We start from the raw sequence: 15,439 nt of genomic DNA, 5'->3' as shown, positions 1-15,439 counted from the left end.
CCGGAGGGACGCGCCCGTGTCCGCGTCCTCCTTTCCCGGCCGGAGGGGGCCGTGTCACTCGCCCGGCCACCGCGGCTTCCGCTTCTCGTTGAAGGCCGCCACGCCCTCCGCCCGGTCCCCCGAGAACGCCACCGCCCGCCAGGCCGCGTCCTCGACCTCCAGCCCGGCCCGCAGATCCAGCCCCTGCCCCAGCCGCAGCGCCCGCTTGGCCGCCCGCAGCCCCACCGGGGAGTTCGCGCCGATCCGCGCGGCCAGCACCAGCGCCTCCTCGCGGTCCCGCCCCTCCTCCACCAGTACGTCCACCAGCCCCAGCTCCCGCGCCTCCCCGGCCTCCACCCGCCGCGCACTGAAGATCAGCTCGGCCGCGCGCGCCGCCCCCACCCGCCGGGGCAGCAACTGCGTCCCGCCACCGCCCGGGATCACCCCGACCGACACCTCGGGCAACCCGACCACGGCCGTACGGTCCGCCACGATCACGTCGCACGCCAGCGCCAGCTCGAACCCGCCGCCCAGCGCGAACCCGTGCACCGCGGCCACCGTCGGCACCGGCAGCTCCAGCACCCCGGTGTACGCCCCCCGTGCCACCGGTCGCTGCCGCACCAGCTCGGCGTCGGTGAGGGAGTTCCGCTCCTTCAGGTCGGCGCCGACACAGAAGGCCCGCTCGTGCGTGGAGGTCACCACGACCACCCGCACCTCCCGGTCGCCGCCCAGCGCCGCGCAGGCCGCCGCGACCGACCGGGCCAGCTCCGTCGAGACGGCGTTCATGGCCTTCGGCCGGTCCAGGGCCAGCTCCGCGACATGCCCGTCCCCGTGCCGCCGCACCAGCACGAACTCCCCGTACCGCTCCTCACTCACGACACCGTTCGCGCCACCGCTCACATCACCGCTCACGACACCCTCCGGATCGACCCTGGTTAACGTGGGTTAACACCTACCGCCGGCCTGATCATCGCAGGCCGGATGGGCCGGGGGAAGGGCGGGCGCGGCGGGGCAGCGGCGGGGGGCGGGTGCGGGCGGTTCCGTCCACCCGTTCGAGTGACATCCCGTGCGAACTGCCGCCCCGCCGCCCACGGGAGCGCATAACGTGCGTCCGCCCCGGCGCATCGGGGGCGCGACCGCACCCGGGGAGGGAACGCGATGACGAGCACGCCGGTGAGCACGCCGACCGCGGACGGCGTCCGCGACGGCTTTCGTGACGGCTTCCGCGACGGCTTCAGCGACGGCTTTCGCGACGGCTTTCGGGAGGCGCCGACCCGGCCGCGGCGGGCCGCTCCCCGGGGCCGGCACCGCCGGTCCCGTCCCCGCAGGATGCTGTTCGCCGTCGGCGCTCTCGTGCTGGCCGCCGCCGCGCTGGGCCTCGTCCGTCTGTCGCCCGACCCGGGCGTCGGCGGCGCCGGCGCGACGGGAGCGGTTCCCCGGCCCGCCTCCGTCACGGACCCGGGCCGAAATCCGGACGCGGAACCGGACGCCGGCCGTCCGGCCGACGCCGCCGCCGGCACCGTCGCCCCGACGGCTCCCGGCGCCCTGGGCGGGACGAGCACCGGCCCCGCCCCCACGCACACGCCCCTGCCCGGCATCCCCGGTGCGCCGATCTCCGTCGCCCTCACCCCGGACACCACCCACACCCCGGCCGCCCCCGGCGTGGCACCCGCGTCCACCGCGCCCCGCGCCTCCGTCACCCCTCCGGCACCCGCGCCCGCCCCCGTCACGACCACCGACCCGCGCCCCACGTCGGCGCCGGCACCACCGCCCGCGCCGGCCACCGCGCCTCCCGCGCCCCTGCCCCGGCCCCAGCCCCGGCCGCCGGGCCGACCGGGGCTGTGGTGCGTCCCCGTCGTCGGCCTGTGCGTCGACCCGCTCGGGTCGTAGCTCGGTCCTGGCTCGGCGGATCGTGCTCGGTCCTGCTCGGCCCTGGCTCGGCGGGTCATGCTCGGGTCCTGGCTCGGGCCCTGCTCGCTCCTGACTCGGGGCGTGCTCGGGTCCCGGCTCAGGTCCTGCTCGCTCCTGACTCGGGGCGTGCTCGGGTCCCGGCTCAGGTCCTGCTCGCTCCTGACTCGGGGCGTGCTCGGGTCCTGGCTCAGGTCCTGCTCGCTCCTGACTCGGGGCGTGCTCGGGTCCTGGCTCAGGTCCTGCTCGGGTCCCGGAGGGACGTCGTCACCGGCCGCCGTCGTCGCGGCGGGTCAGCAGCCAGGGCTCGACGACGCCGAGGCCCCGCACCGGCCGCTGCCACATCGGCTGGAGCGCGAACCGGTAGACCGGCGGCTCCCTGCCCTCCTTCTCCGCGGCGGCGGCCTCCTCGGCTGCCTCCGCCTCGGAGGCGGGCGCGTCACCGGTGCGGATGACCTCCTCGGCGAACGCGCTGTCGACGAGCACGGCGTCCCGCGGCGCTATCGACGTCAGCCGCGAGGCCAGGTTGACGGTCGTGCCGAAGACATCGCCCATCCGGGTGGTCACCGTCCCGAACGCCATGCCGACGCGCAGCTCGGGCATCGTCTCGTCGTTGCTCATCGTCTCCACGAGACGCAGCGCGATGTCGGCGGCGGTACCGGCGTCGTCAGCCGCGTACAGCACCTCGTCGCCCAGCGTCTTGATGAGCCGCCCGCCCCGCGCGGCGACCAGGTCGGCGGCGGTCGTCTCGAAGGCCTCGACGAGCTCGCCGAGCTCCTCCTCCTCCATCCGGCGGGTCAGCCGCGTGAACCCGACCAGGTCGGCGAACCCGACCGCGAGCCGCCGGTCGACCATCTCCTCGTCGTCCGCGGCCTGCACGACCCGCCCGGCCGAGGCGGCGAGCTGCCGGCGCCAGACGTAGACGAGGAACTCCTCCAGCTCGGGCAGCAGCAGCTCGACGATCGGATACGTGACCTCGGTGCGGGTCATCCCCGGCTCGGGCGGCTCGGTCAGCCCCTCCAGGAAGGAGTCGATCTGCCACTCCGCCAACCGGGCGGTGGTCTGCCCGGTCGACCGGGCCACCTGCACCGCCATCGCCTCGCTCAGCAGGCCCGCCTCCACCAGACCCGCGAGCCGCCGCAGCGCCAGCACGTCTGCCTCGGTGAGCGCCTTGGCCTGCCCGATGTCGGCGAACCCCATCGCCCGCCAGAAACGGGACGCCAGCTCCATGGAGACGCCGGCGCTGCGGGCCGCCTGAAAAGGGGTGTAGCGCCGTTCGGCGCCGAGGATGAGCTGCTCCAGACGCAGGGCGAGCGGGTCGTCGCCGGACTCGGGGGCCTGGGGGTCCCCCCGCTCGAGCGAAGCCGAGTGCGGGGGATGGTCAACCCGGCCGTCCGCGCCCGCGCCGGAGCCCGTGTCGTCGACGGTCACGCCTGCTGCCCTTCCGATCTACAGCGGTCAGGTATCGACCGGCCTCAACTCTACGGCAGGTGTGCGCCAGCTCACTCCGTCAGCCGGAACCGGACGGCGACCCGCCGACCGGGTGGAGACGCCCGGCGCGAACGGGTACCACCGGGGCACTTCGGCACCCACCGGCGTCCGTCACGACCGTCCGGCTCCCGCCCCACCCGCCCCGCCAGCCCCGTAGGCACCGCCCGCCCCGTGAGCACCACACCGGCACCATCGGCACCACCGTTCACCTGCACCCCACCGGCACCACCGGCACCACCGCCACCGGCGTTCACGCCGGGCGCAGATGCACCACGTCCCCCGCCCCCACCGGCTCCTGCACCCCCTTCTCCGTGGCGATCACGAGCCTGCCGTCGCCGTCGACCGCGACCGCCTCGCCCACCAGGGAGCGCCCGCCCGGCAGCTCGGCCCGCACCGAGCGCCCCAGGGTCGCGCACCCCGCCGTGTACACCTCCTGAAGTCCGCTGTCCGCCGGGTCGCCGTCGGCCGCGCGCCAGCGCCCGTACCACTCCTCCAGCGACCGCAGGACGGCCCGCAGCAGCGGATCCCGGTCGGTGCTCACCGCCCCGGCCAGCGCCAGCGACCCCGCCTGCGGCACCGGCAGTTCGGTGGCGCGCAGGGTGACGTTGATGCCGACGCCGACGACGACGCCGTCCTCCCCGGCCCGCTCGGCGAGGATGCCGCCGGCCTTGCGCTCCTCGCCGCCCACGGTCACCAGCAGGTCGTTGGGCCACTTGAGTGCCGTGTCCACGCCCGCCGCGCGGGCGAGGCCGGTCGCCACCGCCACGCCGGTGAGCAGCGGCAGCCAGCCCCAGCGGGCCACCGGGATCCCGCTCGGTTCGAGCAGGACGGAGAAGAACAGCCCGGAGCGGGGCGGTGCCGTCCACCGCCGGTCCAGGCGCCCCCGTCCGGCGCTCTGCTCCTCGGCGACCAGGACCGCCCCCTCGGCCGCCTTCCCGGCGACCGCCAGCGCCACCAGGTCGGAGTTGGTGGACCCGGTCCGCGCCACGACGTCCAGCCCGGTCCACAGCCCGCCCTCCCGTACGAGCCCGCGCCGCAGCGCCGCGGCGTTGAGCGGAGGCCGGTCCAGGTCGGACCAGCGGCTGTGGGGGTCGTCTGATGCATCTCGCGGCGTCATGCAAGCCACCCTAGGTGTGGTAAACACCGCACTGCCGACCAGTAGGGCCACCACTACGCTACGGATGAGTAACCGTCCCCCCTTTTGAGCAGGCAGGGAGCCGTATCCCGATGTCCGAGCCGGAAGAGCGCCAAGAGATCGACATCCACACGACCGCGGGGAAGCTCACGGATCTCCAGCGCCGCGTCCAGGAGGCGACGCACGCCGGCTCCGCACGTGCCGTCGAGAAGCAGCACGCCAAGGGCAAGCTGACGGCCCGTGAGCGCGTCGAACTCCTCCTCGACGAGGACTCCTTCGTCGAACTGGACGAGTTCGCCCGCCACCGCTCGACCCACTTCGGCCTGGAGGCCAACCGCCCCTACGGGGACGGCGTCGTGACGGGCTACGGCACCGTCGACGGCCGGCCCGTCGCCGTGTTCTCCCAGGACTTCACCGTCTTCGGCGGGGCGCTGGGCGAGGTCTACGGACAGAAGATCGTCAAGGTCATGGACTTCGCGCTGAAGACCGGCTGTCCGGTCATCGGCATCAACGACTCCGGCGGCGCCCGCATCCAGGAGGGCGTGGCCTCGCTCGGCGCGTACGGCGAGATCTTCCGCCGCAACACCCATGCCTCCGGAGTGATCCCGCAGATCAGCCTGGTCGTCGGCCCGTGCGCGGGCGGAGCGGTCTACTCGCCGGCGATCACCGACTTCACGGTGATGGTCGACCAGACCTCGCACATGTTCATCACCGGCCCGGACGTCATCAAGACGGTCACCGGCGAGGACGTCGGCTTCGAGGAACTGGGCGGCGCCCGCACCCACAACGCGATGTCGGGCGTGGCCCACCACATGGCCGGCGACGAGAAGGACGCCATCGAGTACGTCAAGCAGCTGCTGTCGTACCTGCCGTCGAACAACCTCTCCGAGGCCCCGGCGTTCCCGGAGGAGGCGGACCTCACCGTCACCGGCGAGGACCTGGAGCTGGACACGCTCGTCCCGGACAGCGCGAACCAGCCGTACGACATGCACACGGTGATCGAGCACGTCCTGGACGACGCCGAGTTCTTCGAGACGCAGCCGCTGTACGCGCCGAACATCCTCACGGGCTTCGGCCGCGTCGAGGGCCGTCCGGTCGGCATCGTCGCCAACCAGCCGATGCAGTACGCGGGCTGCCTGGACATCAAGGCATCCGAGAAGGCGGCGCGCTTCGTCCGGACGTGTGACGCCTTCAACCTCCCGGTGATCACCTTCGTCGACGTGCCGGGCTTCCTGCCCGGCGTCGACCAGGAGCACGACGGCATCATCCGCCGCGGCGCGAAACTGATCTACGCCTACGCGGAGGCCACCGTCCCCCTGATCACGGTCATCACCCGCAAGGCGTTCGGCGGGGCGTACGACGTGATGGGCTCCAAGCACCTGGGCGCCGACCTCAACCTGGCCTGGCCCACCGCCCAGATCGCGGTGATGGGCGCGCAGGGCGCGGTCAACATCCTGCACCGCCGCACCCTCGCGGAGGCCGAGGCGAGCGGTGAGGACGTCGAGGCGGTCCGGGCCCGGCTCATCGAGGAGTACGAGGACACCCTCCTCAACCCCTACGTCGCGGCCGAGCGCGGTTACGTGGACGCGGTGGTCATGCCGTCGGACACCCGTCGGCACATCGTGCGCGGGCTGCGTCAACTGCGGACCAAGCGGGAATCCCTCCCTCCGAAGAAGCACGGCAACATCCCCCTCTAAGGAGCCGCTGTGATCAAGGTCGTACGGGGCAACCCGACCCCGGAGGAGTTGGCCGCCGCCCTGGCGGTGGTCAGGGCCCGCGCCGCGGCGGCGGCCGCCACGCCGCCCGGCGCGCAGGGCTCCCGCGACTCCTGGTCGGACCCGTCCCGCATCGCCGCCCACCGCCTGCCCCAGCCGGGCCCGGCCACCTGGGCGCGGACGTACTGGCCCGGATAGGACGCGCGGCGGGAAGTTGAGTACGCGTACTCAGGCGCCGGCCACGACGTCGCCGCACGCTGGACACCATGCTGTGGTCCGACCCCGAGAACGAGCCGCCCAAGGAACTGCGCGACATGCAGGAGATGCTGCGGCGGCTCGGGCTCCTCATGGCGCTGGCCATGGTGCTCGCGATGATCGTGATCGGCGTGCGGTGACCGGTCGGCCGCGAAGGGACCGACCGGCCCGGGGCGTCGCGGGTGCCGTGTGACGGGTGTGAAGGCCGTGCGGCGCGCCGATACGCTGGCCGCATGACTGATCAGCCGCGCCGCCGACTCGTGCTCGCCTCCCAGTCCCCCGCCCGGCTGGGCCTGCTGCGGCAGGCCGGGCTCGACCCCGAGGTGATCGTGAGCGGGGTCGACGAGGACGCCGTCTCCGCTCCCACGCCCGCCGAGCTGGCGCTCGCCCTCGCCGAGGCGAAGGCCTCCGTCGTCGCCGCGAAGCCCGAGGTCAAGGGCGCTCTGGTGATCGGCTGCGACTCGGTCCTCGACCTGGACGGCGAGGCCCTGGGCAAGCCCGCGGACGCCGAGGAGGCCACCGCCCGCTGGAAGGCCATGCGCGGGCGGGCGGGCACGCTCCAGACCGGGCACTGCGTCTACGACACCGCCACCGGCCGGTACGTCTCCGGCGTCGCCTCCACCGTGGTCCGCTTCGGTGAGCCCACGGACGAGGAGATCGCCTCGTACGTCGCCTCGGGCGAGCCGCTGCACGTCGCCGGGGCGTTCACCCTGGACGGCCGGTCGGCCCCGTTCGTCGACGGCATCGACGGCGACCACGGCAACGTCATCGGCATCAGCCTGCCCCTCGTCCGGCGCCTGCTGGCCGAGCTGGGGGTCGGCATCACGGAGTTGTGGGCGCCGGCGGAGTGACCGGAGCGGGCGCGTCGCCCTGCGGGCCGCCGTCGCGCGGCTCCGGGGCGCCCGCGTCCCCGCCCCCGTCCGCGTTCGCGTCCGCCGGACGGTCGTACGTCATCAGCAGCAGCACGATGAGCGCCAGCACGGCCATCATGAAGACGAACGCCGCCGGGCCCACCAGCCCCCACAGGAAAGCGCCCAGCAGCCCGTGCACCACCGCGGCGCTGATCAGCAGGACGCGCCCGAACCCGGCGGGCTGCCGGTCGCGCACCGCCACCAGCAGGGCGACCAGGCCGCACAGCGCGAAGTAGAGGCCGAAGACGATGCCGCCGGCCTTCGACGAGGTCGACATGGTGTCCGGGTCCAGACCTGCCAGGGACATGTCCTGCCGGTCCACGACGATCCCGAGGAACCAGTTCAGCGCCGCCACGCCGAGCGCCTCCACGAAGAGCACGAGCGCCACGATCGCCGCCACGGGTCTGCGCACCACCGGTTCCCCACCCACTCTCGTCCCAGCCCTCGGAGGGACTGTGGTTACCCCTAGTACGTTCGAGACGTCGGGAACGCTACTAACGGGTAAACCGCGGGACAAGGGTCCGGCGGTCGGCAAAGAATCGTTGGGCCATTCGTAGGGACTCGACAAAGAAACGGAGTGGGCCGCAGCACGCCCTCACAGAGACCTTGGCCACAGTAGAGGGCTAGGGTTTCCGAAAGGAGTGCTGCGTACGGCGGTACTGCAAGGGATTTCGCGGTCGAGTGAGCCTCGCATCACGCTCCGTGTGGGCAAGCTCACCTGTGGGGACGGGTCGAAGAGCCGTGTCGGCAGTCCCTAAACTCGGCTTGTTTCAAGGAGGGAGCCTCAATCGTGCGCAAGGTGCTCATCGCCAACCGTGGCGAAATCGCAGTCCGCGTGGCCCGGGCCTGTCGGGATGCCGGCATCGCGAGCGTTGCCGTCTACGCGGAGCCGGACCGGGACGCTCTGCATGTCCGCGCCGCGGATGAGGCGTTCGCCCTGGGCGGTGACACTCCGGCGACCAGCTATCTCGACATCGACAAGGTGCTGAACGCCGCGCGCGAGTCCGGCGCGGACGCCATCCACCCGGGGTACGGCTTCCTCTCCGAGAACGCCGACTTCGCCCAGGCGGTCCTGGACGCGGACCTGATCTGGATCGGCCCGCCCCCGCAGGCCATCCGCGACCTCGGCGACAAGGTGGCGGCCCGTCACATCGCCCAGCGCGCGGGCGCGCCCCTGGTCGCCGGTACGCCCGACCCGGTGTCCGGCGCCGAGGAGGTCGTCGCCTTCGCCAAGGAGAACGGGCTCCCGATCGCGATCAAGGCCGCCTTCGGTGGCGGCGGCCGCGGCCTGAAGGTGGCCCGCACCCTCGACGAGGTCCCCGAGCTGTACGACTCCGCCGTCCGTGAGGCCGTCGCCGCCTTCGGCCGGGGCGAGTGCTTCGTCGAGCGCTACCTCGACCAGCCGCGCCACGTCGAGACGCAGTGCCTCGCCGACCAGCACGGCAACGTGGTGGTCGTCTCCACCCGTGACTGCTCCCTCCAGCGCCGCCACCAGAAGCTGGTCGAGGAGGCGCCCGCGCCGTTCCTGTCCGACGAGCAGATCGCCGAGCTGTACTCCTCCTCGAAGGCCATCCTGAAGGAGGCCGGCTACGTCGGCGCCGGCACGGTGGAGTTCCTCGTCGGCAACGACGGCACGATCTCCTTCCTGGAGGTCAACACCCGTCTCCAGGTCGAGCACCCGGTCACCGAGGAGGTCGCCGGCATCGACCTCGTCCGCGAGATGTTCCGCATCGCCGACGGCGAGGAGCTCGGCTACGGCGACCCGGTGCTGCGCGGTCACTCGTTCGAGTTCCGCATCAACGGCGAGGACCCGGGCCGCAACTTCCTGCCCGCCCCCGGCACGGTCACCGCGTTCGACCCGCCGGCCGGTCCCGGCGTGCGGCTGGACGCGGGCGTGGAGTCCGGCTCGGTCATCGGCCCGGCCTGGGACTCCCTGCTGGCCAAGCTGATCGTCACCGGCCGCACCCGCCGGGAGGCCCTGGAGCGGGCCGCCCGTGCCCTGGAGGAGTTCCAGGTCGAGGGCATGGCCACGGCGATCCCGTTCCACCGCGCGGTGGTGAGGGACCCGGCGTTCGCTCCCGAGCTGACCGGCTCCGCCGACCCGTTCACGGTCCACACCCGCTGGATCGAGACCGAGTTCGTCAACGAGATCAAGCCCTTCGCCTCGCCGGCCGACACCGAGGCGGAGGAGGACAGCGGCCGTGAGACGGTCGTCGTCGAGGTAGGCGGCAAGCGCCTGGAGGTCTCCCTCCCGGCCTCGCTCGGCATGTCCCTGGCCCGAACGGGCCTGGCGGCCGGCGCCAAGCCGAAGCGCCGCGCGGCGAAGAAGTCCGGCCCCGTCGCCTCCGGCGACACCCTCGCCTCCCCGATGCAGGGCACCATCGTCAAGGTCGCCGTCGAGGAGGGCCAGGAGGTCGAGGAGGGCGATCTGATCGTCGTCCTGGAGGCGATGAAAATGGAGCAGCCGCTGAACGCGCACCGCTCCGGCACCGTGAAGGGCCTGGCGGCCGAGGTCGGCGCGTCGATCACGTCGGGCGCGGCGATCTGCGAGATCAAGGACTGAGCCCCGGCACCCTCACCGGCGTCCAGGCGCCCGGCGGACCGCACTCCCGGCCCGCCGGGCGCCTCGCTTTCCGGGCCACGCCCCGCAGGCTCCGCAGCGGCCCCGCTCTCCGGCGGGCCCGCGCCGCCCTCGGCTCCGGCTCCGCCGCTCCGCCGCTCCACCGCTCCACCGGATGCTTCGCGCTCGGGCGATCCGTCCGCCGTGGACAGCGCAGCGCCGGGCAAGCCGTCGTCACGACGGCTTCATGGGCGTACGGCAGCGGCCTCCGCCGCTTCGCGCGAGCGGCGGCGGGCGGAGGGGCCGGAGTGGCTCCACGGGCGCCGGGGCGGCTTCACGGGCGCCGGAGTGGCTCCACGGGCGCCGCAGTGGCGTCACGGGCGCCGGGAAGGCGTGCCGGTGTGCCGACGGCCGTGGGTGGTGCGCGGGCGGGCGCACGGTGACCTGGCCCTGGGCCACCTAGTACTGCAACGGTTCTTGTTCTGATCGCTGGGCAGTTTTCAGGGGCTGTGTCCGCGTCGTTTGTAGTGGCTGATGCGGGCTTGGTGCCGGCGGTCCTCGCGGTGCCAGGGGCGGACCTCGACGCGGGCCCAGCCGCCTTTCGGCCGGTGGCGGCGGCGTGCTGGTGGGCCCGGACGATGGTGGAGTCGATCTGGACCAGCCAGTCGATGTCACCGGCCGCGTCCGCCCGGACCTGGATCTGCCGCAGGGCCGGACCCTAGATGGCGGCCCCGGCTTCGAGGTCGAAGGGGACACCTGTGAGCTGCTCGCTCACCGTCCACAGCCGCCTGCCCTCCGCGGGGTCGTCGGCGCCTGTGGGGAGCTTGGCGGGCTTGGGGGTGCCGGAGGTCTGGTCCCGTCCGGCGGGGCCGATGAACCTGCCCGACTGGACGTACGGGCTGGTCGCCGCGTACAGGGAGGGCCAGGCCGCACCCTCGGCCGAGCCCATGAGCAGGCGTGCGGCGATCGGGGTGATCATGCGGCTCAGAGCGCCGTTGCCGTGCTGCTGCAGACCGGTCATCGCCGAGCCCGGGTGGACGACGAGCGCCTCGACGGGGCTGCCGGCAGTGCGGCGCGCGAGTTCGAGGGTGTAGACGATGTTGGCGCGCTTGGACTTGGCGTAGGCGCCCATGGCGCGGTAGCTCTTCTCGCTCATCAGGTCGTCCAGCCTGCCCATCGGCCACCGCGCCGCGATGGCGCTGACGGTGACCACGCGCGGTGCGGACGAGCGGCGCACGGCGGGCCAGACCTGGGCGTCGAAGGCGAAGTGGCCGAGGTGATTGGTGCCGACCGTCATCTCGAGGCCGTCGTGGGTGGTCCGCCGCTCGGGCAGGTTCATCACGCCGGCGTTGTTGAAGAGCAGGTCGACCGTCTCGGTCTCGGCGATTCGGGTGGCCGCGTCGCGGACGGAGGAGAGGTCGGAGAGGTCGAGCACGAGGGTGTCCGTCCGGGCCTCGGGGGTCGCGGCGCGCACAGCCTCCGCGGCCTGGTCCAGCTTGGTCCGGCTGCGGCCGGCCAGGATGACGCGGGCCCCGTGCCGGGCGAGCGCGCGGGCGGTCTCGAGTCCGATCCCTCCGCTCCCGCCGGTGATCAGCGCCGTGCGGCCGGTCTGATCGGGGATGTCGTCGGGAGTCCAGTGGTTCACCGTTGTTCACGCTCCTCGGATTCGTCGATTCGTGCTCGGTCATGCGGCGCTCGGCAGTTTCGTGATACCGAGCTGGAAGAGCGTGCCGAGGATGTCCTCGGCGAAGGCGGCTTCGGCGACGACCTGGATGACGTCCAGGCCCCTGCCGCTGAAGGCGCCGGCGGCACTGGGCCGCCATGAACTTCCTGTAGGCGTCGGTGCCGCGGCGTTCTCCCAGGCTGCCGCCGCGCCAGATCATGTCGTCCGCCCAGAGTTGGCCGACAACGTCGAGACAGCCCCCGTTGACGACTTCGTAGGGAAGGGCGTCGGTCCTGGTGCGCAGCCCAAGACCCACCCCCTTTTCAGACCGGTGGTCTGTTTGACTGCGACCCAACGTAGAAGACCACCGGTCTGATGTCAAAAGACCGTCAGTCTGTAACCTGGGGGCATGACGAACTTCCAGCGCGCGCGCAGTGAGGAGCAGCGTGAGGTACGGCGCCAGGCCATCCTCGACACCACCGCCGCCATGCTCGAGGAGATGCCCATCGGCGAGATCAGCCTGAACGAGCTGAGCCGCCGCGTCGGGCTGGCGAAGTCCAATGTGCTGCGCTACTTCGAATCGCGTGAGGCGATACTGCTGGAGCTGCTCGACCGTGCCTGGCGGCAGTGGGTGGCCGACTTGCCTGCCCTTGTGCACGCCGGCATCGACCAGGACGCTCCGGTGAGCCGGCGTGGTGAGCAGTTCGCCGCCGTCATCGCGGGCTCCCTCGCCCAGCGCCGGGTCCTGTGTGACCTGCTGAGCGCGCAGGCGGGCGTACTGGAACACAACGTTTCCCCGCAGGTGGCCGCCCGCCATAAGCGCGCGGCCGTGGCCAACGTCGCCGACATCGCGGCGTTGGCTCACCAGCACCTTCCTGAGCTGGGCAACAGTGCACCGCAGTTGACCGCAGCCATGATCATGGCCGTCGGCGCCGTGTGGACACACGCACGGCCCTCCCCGGCGATGCTCGCCGCCTACGAAGCCGACCCCTCACTCACCGCGTTCAAGTTGGACTTCGTGACTGCCCTGCAGGAGATGCTGGTCACACTCACCGCGGGCACCATCGCCCGCGCCTCCGCCTGAGCTCGTCCGGGCAGTAGCCGTGGGCCGGGCCGCGGTGGCCGGCGCGCGGTGGCGCGTCGCGACCAGGTACGACAAGACCGCCAGCTCAGGACGAGCGAGAGCCCTTCGCCCTTGAACAGCAGCACCGGCGCCGCGCCGTGTCCCCCAGTGCGGCGGCAGCCGCCCGCAGGTGCGCCTTTCGCCCTTGAACAGCAGGCCCGCAGCCTGCCCGCAGCCGCGCGATGTCCGCAACCCCGGGCCCAGTGCCGCCCGCAGGAACGCGCGCATCACCGACAGATGCGTCACAAGTGCGCGTATTACGCGTTCGGGTCCCAGTCTGCGAGCTGCTCCATCGGCTCGGTGTCGCCGGTGGTCTCCAGGCCGTCGAGCGGGACGCGCTCGTAGAAGTAGAGGACCAGTTCGCTCGCTGCGCCTCGCATCGCCATGTCGCCCGGCTCCGCGTCGGCGGCGAGGTCGTCGCAGCGGACGCCGTCGGCGTTGAGGGTCAGGCGCCAGGAGCGGCCCTCGGTCGTGTGCAGGTCGATGGTCGCCGGCTTGAACGGCCAGGGGACGGTCGTCGCCGAGACGGTCGTCAGGAACTCGTCGACGCCCTCGACCGCGACGTCCGTCGGCAGCGGCTGTGCGGCGCCCTGGGTGAGCTGGGCGTCGTAGGTGTGGACGGCGATCTCCTGGATCTGGTGCCGGGCCACGGCTCCGCTGGTCTCCGGGGCCTGCGAGCGGCCCCACCAGGTCCAGCAGCCGCGGTCCGGGCCGGCCTCGCGCATCGCGTCGAGCATGAGCTCGGTCGACTCGGCGAGCCAGGCGTCCAGGGCTTCGCGGTCGCGGGGCGCGGTCGGGGCGCCCTTCGGGTCCGTCCTCGCCGGGGGCTCAGCGCCCGGGCCCGCCGCGACGATGGCGGCCTGGCGGCGGCGGCCGTCACCGAGGTGCTGCGCCAGTTCGCGCAGCGTCCAGTCCGGGCAGGTCGGGACCTGGACGTCAAGGTCGGGGGCGGACGCGATCGCAGCGCGGAACGCGGCCGAGCGGTCTTCGATCAGCCGCAGGACCCCGGGGAACTCCAAGATGTTCTGCACGGCGGTTGTGTACCACGGCGCTCCGGCCGCCGGGTAGCGAATGTGTCGGACGAACGCGTCGACGACCGGGCGGAGCGCCGGCGCCGAAGCCGTCCTGAAAATCCGCGCACTGCTCGCCAACGGCGACTTCGACCGCTACTGGACCTGCCATCCGGGCCAAGAGCACCAGCGCAACCACCAGGCCCGCTACCAACTCGCTGCTCGACCTGCGAAGTCACTCCCGGCAGTCCGCACCCCTGGCCGATGTCAGCGGCCTGAGTAGTGTGTGCGGCCCGGCGGCGCCAGCGCCCCGTCGTCCATCGCCGTGGGCCCGCGCACGGCGCGCCGACCGGTGGCCCCGCCACGGCGACCACGCCCGTCGGGGCGGTCGCGGCGGCCACGCCCGTCAGGGCGCTCGCGCGGCCACGCCCGTAAGGGCGGGCCCCTCTCACCGTCGGCGCAGGTCGGCCACCCTGGCCCGGTCTCCGCCGGGGGCCTGTTCGCCCAGGACCGTGGTGGCGCGGAGGCCCGACGGGCCGCCGGGGACCTGGCCGCGGCGGGGTGCGGGCAGGGGGACGTCCCGGCGCTGCTGCTGGCGACGCGCCGGGACCGCGTCACCCCCCGGGTTTCCCGACGCCCCGGCCACCGCGATCTGCACCCCCTGGTCCGCCAGGGCCTGCAACTCGGTCTGGGCGCGGTCGTCCTGGGTGGGCGGCTCGTCCGTGACCAGGCGGGTGATGACGTCGGTGGGGACCGTCTGGAACATCGTGTCGGTGCCCAGCTTGGTGTGGTCGGCGAGGACGACGACCTCGGCGGCCGCCTGGACGAGGGCCCGGTCGACCGAGGCCGACAGCATGTTGGACGTGGAGAGCCCGCGTTCGGCGGTGAGGCCGCTGCCGGAGAGGAAGGCCCGGGAGACCCTGAGCCCCTGGAGGGACTGTTCGGCTCCGCTGCCGACGAGGGCGTAGTTGGACCCTCTGAGCGTGCCGCCGGTCATCACGACCTCCACCCGGTTGGCGTGGGCCAGCGCCTGGGCGACCAGGAGGGAGTTGGTGACCACGGTGAGCCCGGGCACCCGGGCGAGCCGGCGGGCCAGCTCCTGGGTGGTGGTCCCCGCCCCGACCACGATGGCCTCGCCCTCTTCGACGAAGTTGGCGGCGAGGTCGGCGATGGCGGTCTTCTCGGCGGTCGCGAGATGGGATTTCTGCGGAAAGCCGGACTCCCGCGTGAAACCGCCCGGCAGTACCGCACCGCCGTGCCGGCGGTCGAGGAGTCCTTCTGCCTCCAGTGCGCGCACGTCCCGCCGTACGGTCACTTCGGAGGTCTGGACGACGCGGGCGAGCTCACGGAGCGACACGGCCCCGTTCGCTCGCACCATTTCGAGGATCAATTGGCGACGTTCTGCAGCGAACACGAAACTGACAGTAACGCGGACGACCGTCTGCTTTCAGCTCTTTGCGCCGAATAATAGAAGTTGTTCGCACAGCCGGGTGGGAGGTGGTATAGGGGTTTAGTTCTGATGCCTATGCCACCCGCACGGTCCACAACTCCCCGTGACCAGCGGGGAATCGATTCCGGCCGCAGGTCACGCCCTCTAGTACTGCAACCGCATCTGGCGTGACGGGGTGTATCAGGTGGTCGTTGATACGACTGTGTGCTGACGCGTTGACGATGGAGCAGGTCGAGTCG

Annotated in this window: 14 protein-coding genes; 7 read left to right on the top strand and 7 right to left on the bottom strand. The window is 72.7% G+C overall.

Annotated features, from left to right (window positions below; genetic code table 11):
- Window positions 1–54 precede the first annotated feature (54 nt).
- Window positions 55–855, bottom strand: coding sequence for an enoyl-CoA hydratase/isomerase family protein (locus ACFV9M_RS32410; protein WP_385070511.1), 801 nt, complete (start codon window positions 853–855; stop codon window positions 55–57).
- A gap of 282 nt (window positions 856–1,137) precedes the next feature.
- On the opposite strand from ACFV9M_RS32410, the gene ACFV9M_RS32405 reads away from it, so the two are divergent.
- Window positions 1,138–1,869: a hypothetical protein gene (locus ACFV9M_RS32405; RefSeq protein WP_385070514.1), complete on the top strand. Its 732-nt coding sequence runs from the start codon at window positions 1,138–1,140 to the stop codon at window positions 1,867–1,869.
- Between the two features lie 285 nt (window positions 1,870–2,154).
- Here the strand turns inward: ACFV9M_RS32405 and ACFV9M_RS32400 are convergent, their stop codons facing one another.
- Window positions 2,155–3,318: an adenylate/guanylate cyclase domain-containing protein gene (locus tag ACFV9M_RS32400; RefSeq protein ID WP_385070517.1), complete on the bottom strand. Its 1,164-nt coding sequence runs from the start codon at window positions 3,316–3,318 to the stop codon at window positions 2,155–2,157.
- A gap of 310 nt (window positions 3,319–3,628) precedes the next feature.
- Window positions 3,629–4,495 (bottom strand): biotin--[acetyl-CoA-carboxylase] ligase, encoded by an 867-nt coding sequence (locus ACFV9M_RS32395; protein ID WP_385070520.1) that lies wholly within the window; start codon window positions 4,493–4,495, stop codon window positions 3,629–3,631.
- Between the two features lie 110 nt (window positions 4,496–4,605).
- On the opposite strand from ACFV9M_RS32395, the gene ACFV9M_RS32390 reads away from it, so the two are divergent.
- The 4 genes from ACFV9M_RS32390 to ACFV9M_RS32375 all read left to right on the top strand — a co-directional run bounded on the left by ACFV9M_RS32390 (window position 4,606) and on the right by ACFV9M_RS32375 (window position 7,334).
- Window positions 4,606–6,210: an acyl-CoA carboxylase subunit beta gene (locus ACFV9M_RS32390; RefSeq protein ID WP_385070523.1), complete on the top strand. Its 1,605-nt coding sequence runs from the start codon at window positions 4,606–4,608 to the stop codon at window positions 6,208–6,210.
- Between the two features lie 9 nt (window positions 6,211–6,219).
- Window positions 6,220–6,426 (top strand): acyl-CoA carboxylase epsilon subunit, encoded by a 207-nt coding sequence (locus ACFV9M_RS32385; RefSeq protein WP_385070526.1) that lies wholly within the window; start codon window positions 6,220–6,222, stop codon window positions 6,424–6,426.
- Window positions 6,427–6,494: 68 nt separating this feature from the next.
- On the top strand, window positions 6,495–6,623 hold the full coding sequence (gene mmpB / locus ACFV9M_RS32380) for a morphogenic membrane protein MmpB (RefSeq protein WP_385070529.1): 129 nt from the start codon (window positions 6,495–6,497) through the stop codon (window positions 6,621–6,623).
- Between the two features lie 93 nt (window positions 6,624–6,716).
- Window positions 6,717–7,334 (top strand): Maf family protein, encoded by a 618-nt coding sequence (locus ACFV9M_RS32375; RefSeq protein ID WP_385070531.1) that lies wholly within the window; start codon window positions 6,717–6,719, stop codon window positions 7,332–7,334.
- Here the strand turns inward: ACFV9M_RS32375 and ACFV9M_RS32370 are convergent.
- On the bottom strand, window positions 7,306–7,809 hold the full coding sequence (locus ACFV9M_RS32370; RefSeq protein WP_385070534.1) for a hypothetical protein: 504 nt from the start codon (window positions 7,807–7,809) through the stop codon (window positions 7,306–7,308). The two genes, ACFV9M_RS32375 and ACFV9M_RS32370, sit on opposite strands and share 29 nt — an antisense overlap.
- 375 nt (window positions 7,810–8,184) lie before the next feature.
- Here ACFV9M_RS32370 and ACFV9M_RS32365 point away from each other — a divergent pair, with 375 nt between their 5' ends.
- A complete protein-coding gene (locus tag ACFV9M_RS32365; protein ID WP_385070537.1) occupies window positions 8,185–9,957 on the top strand; it encodes a biotin carboxylase N-terminal domain-containing protein in 1,773 nt (590 codons plus the stop codon).
- A 715-nt stretch (window positions 9,958–10,672) separates the two neighbouring features.
- Here the strand turns inward: ACFV9M_RS32365 and ACFV9M_RS32360 are convergent.
- Window positions 10,673–11,599 carry an oxidoreductase gene (locus ACFV9M_RS32360; RefSeq protein ID WP_385070540.1) on the bottom strand — a complete coding sequence of 309 codons (927 nt, stop codon included), beginning with the start codon at window positions 11,597–11,599 and terminating at the stop codon, window positions 10,673–10,675.
- A 427-nt stretch (window positions 11,600–12,026) separates the two neighbouring features.
- Between ACFV9M_RS32360 and ACFV9M_RS32355 the strand changes: the two genes are divergently transcribed.
- A complete protein-coding gene (locus tag ACFV9M_RS32355) occupies window positions 12,027–12,701 on the top strand; it encodes a TetR family transcriptional regulator (protein WP_385070542.1) in 675 nt (224 codons plus the stop codon).
- A 296-nt stretch (window positions 12,702–12,997) separates the two neighbouring features.
- Here the strand turns inward: ACFV9M_RS32355 and ACFV9M_RS32350 are convergent, their stop codons facing one another.
- Complete coding sequence (locus tag ACFV9M_RS32350; protein WP_385070545.1) at window positions 12,998–13,771, bottom strand: maleylpyruvate isomerase N-terminal domain-containing protein; 774 nt, start codon at window positions 13,769–13,771, stop codon at window positions 12,998–13,000.
- 427 nt (window positions 13,772–14,198) lie between these two features.
- The gene (locus ACFV9M_RS32345; protein WP_385070548.1) at window positions 14,199–15,164 is read right to left on the bottom strand and encodes a DeoR/GlpR family DNA-binding transcription regulator; all 966 of its coding nucleotides are present in this window, start codon (window positions 15,162–15,164) and stop codon (window positions 14,199–14,201) included.
- Between the last annotated feature and the right edge of the window lie 275 nt (window positions 15,165–15,439).

Origin of the sequence: Streptomyces sp. NPDC059895 (assembly GCF_042731035.1) — a bacterium.
In the GTDB taxonomy this organism is placed as follows: Bacteria; Actinomycetota; Actinomycetes; order Streptomycetales; family Streptomycetaceae; genus Streptomyces.
Note: the sequence above shows the minus strand (reverse complement) of the source record. Positions and strands in the feature narration are given on the sequence as shown.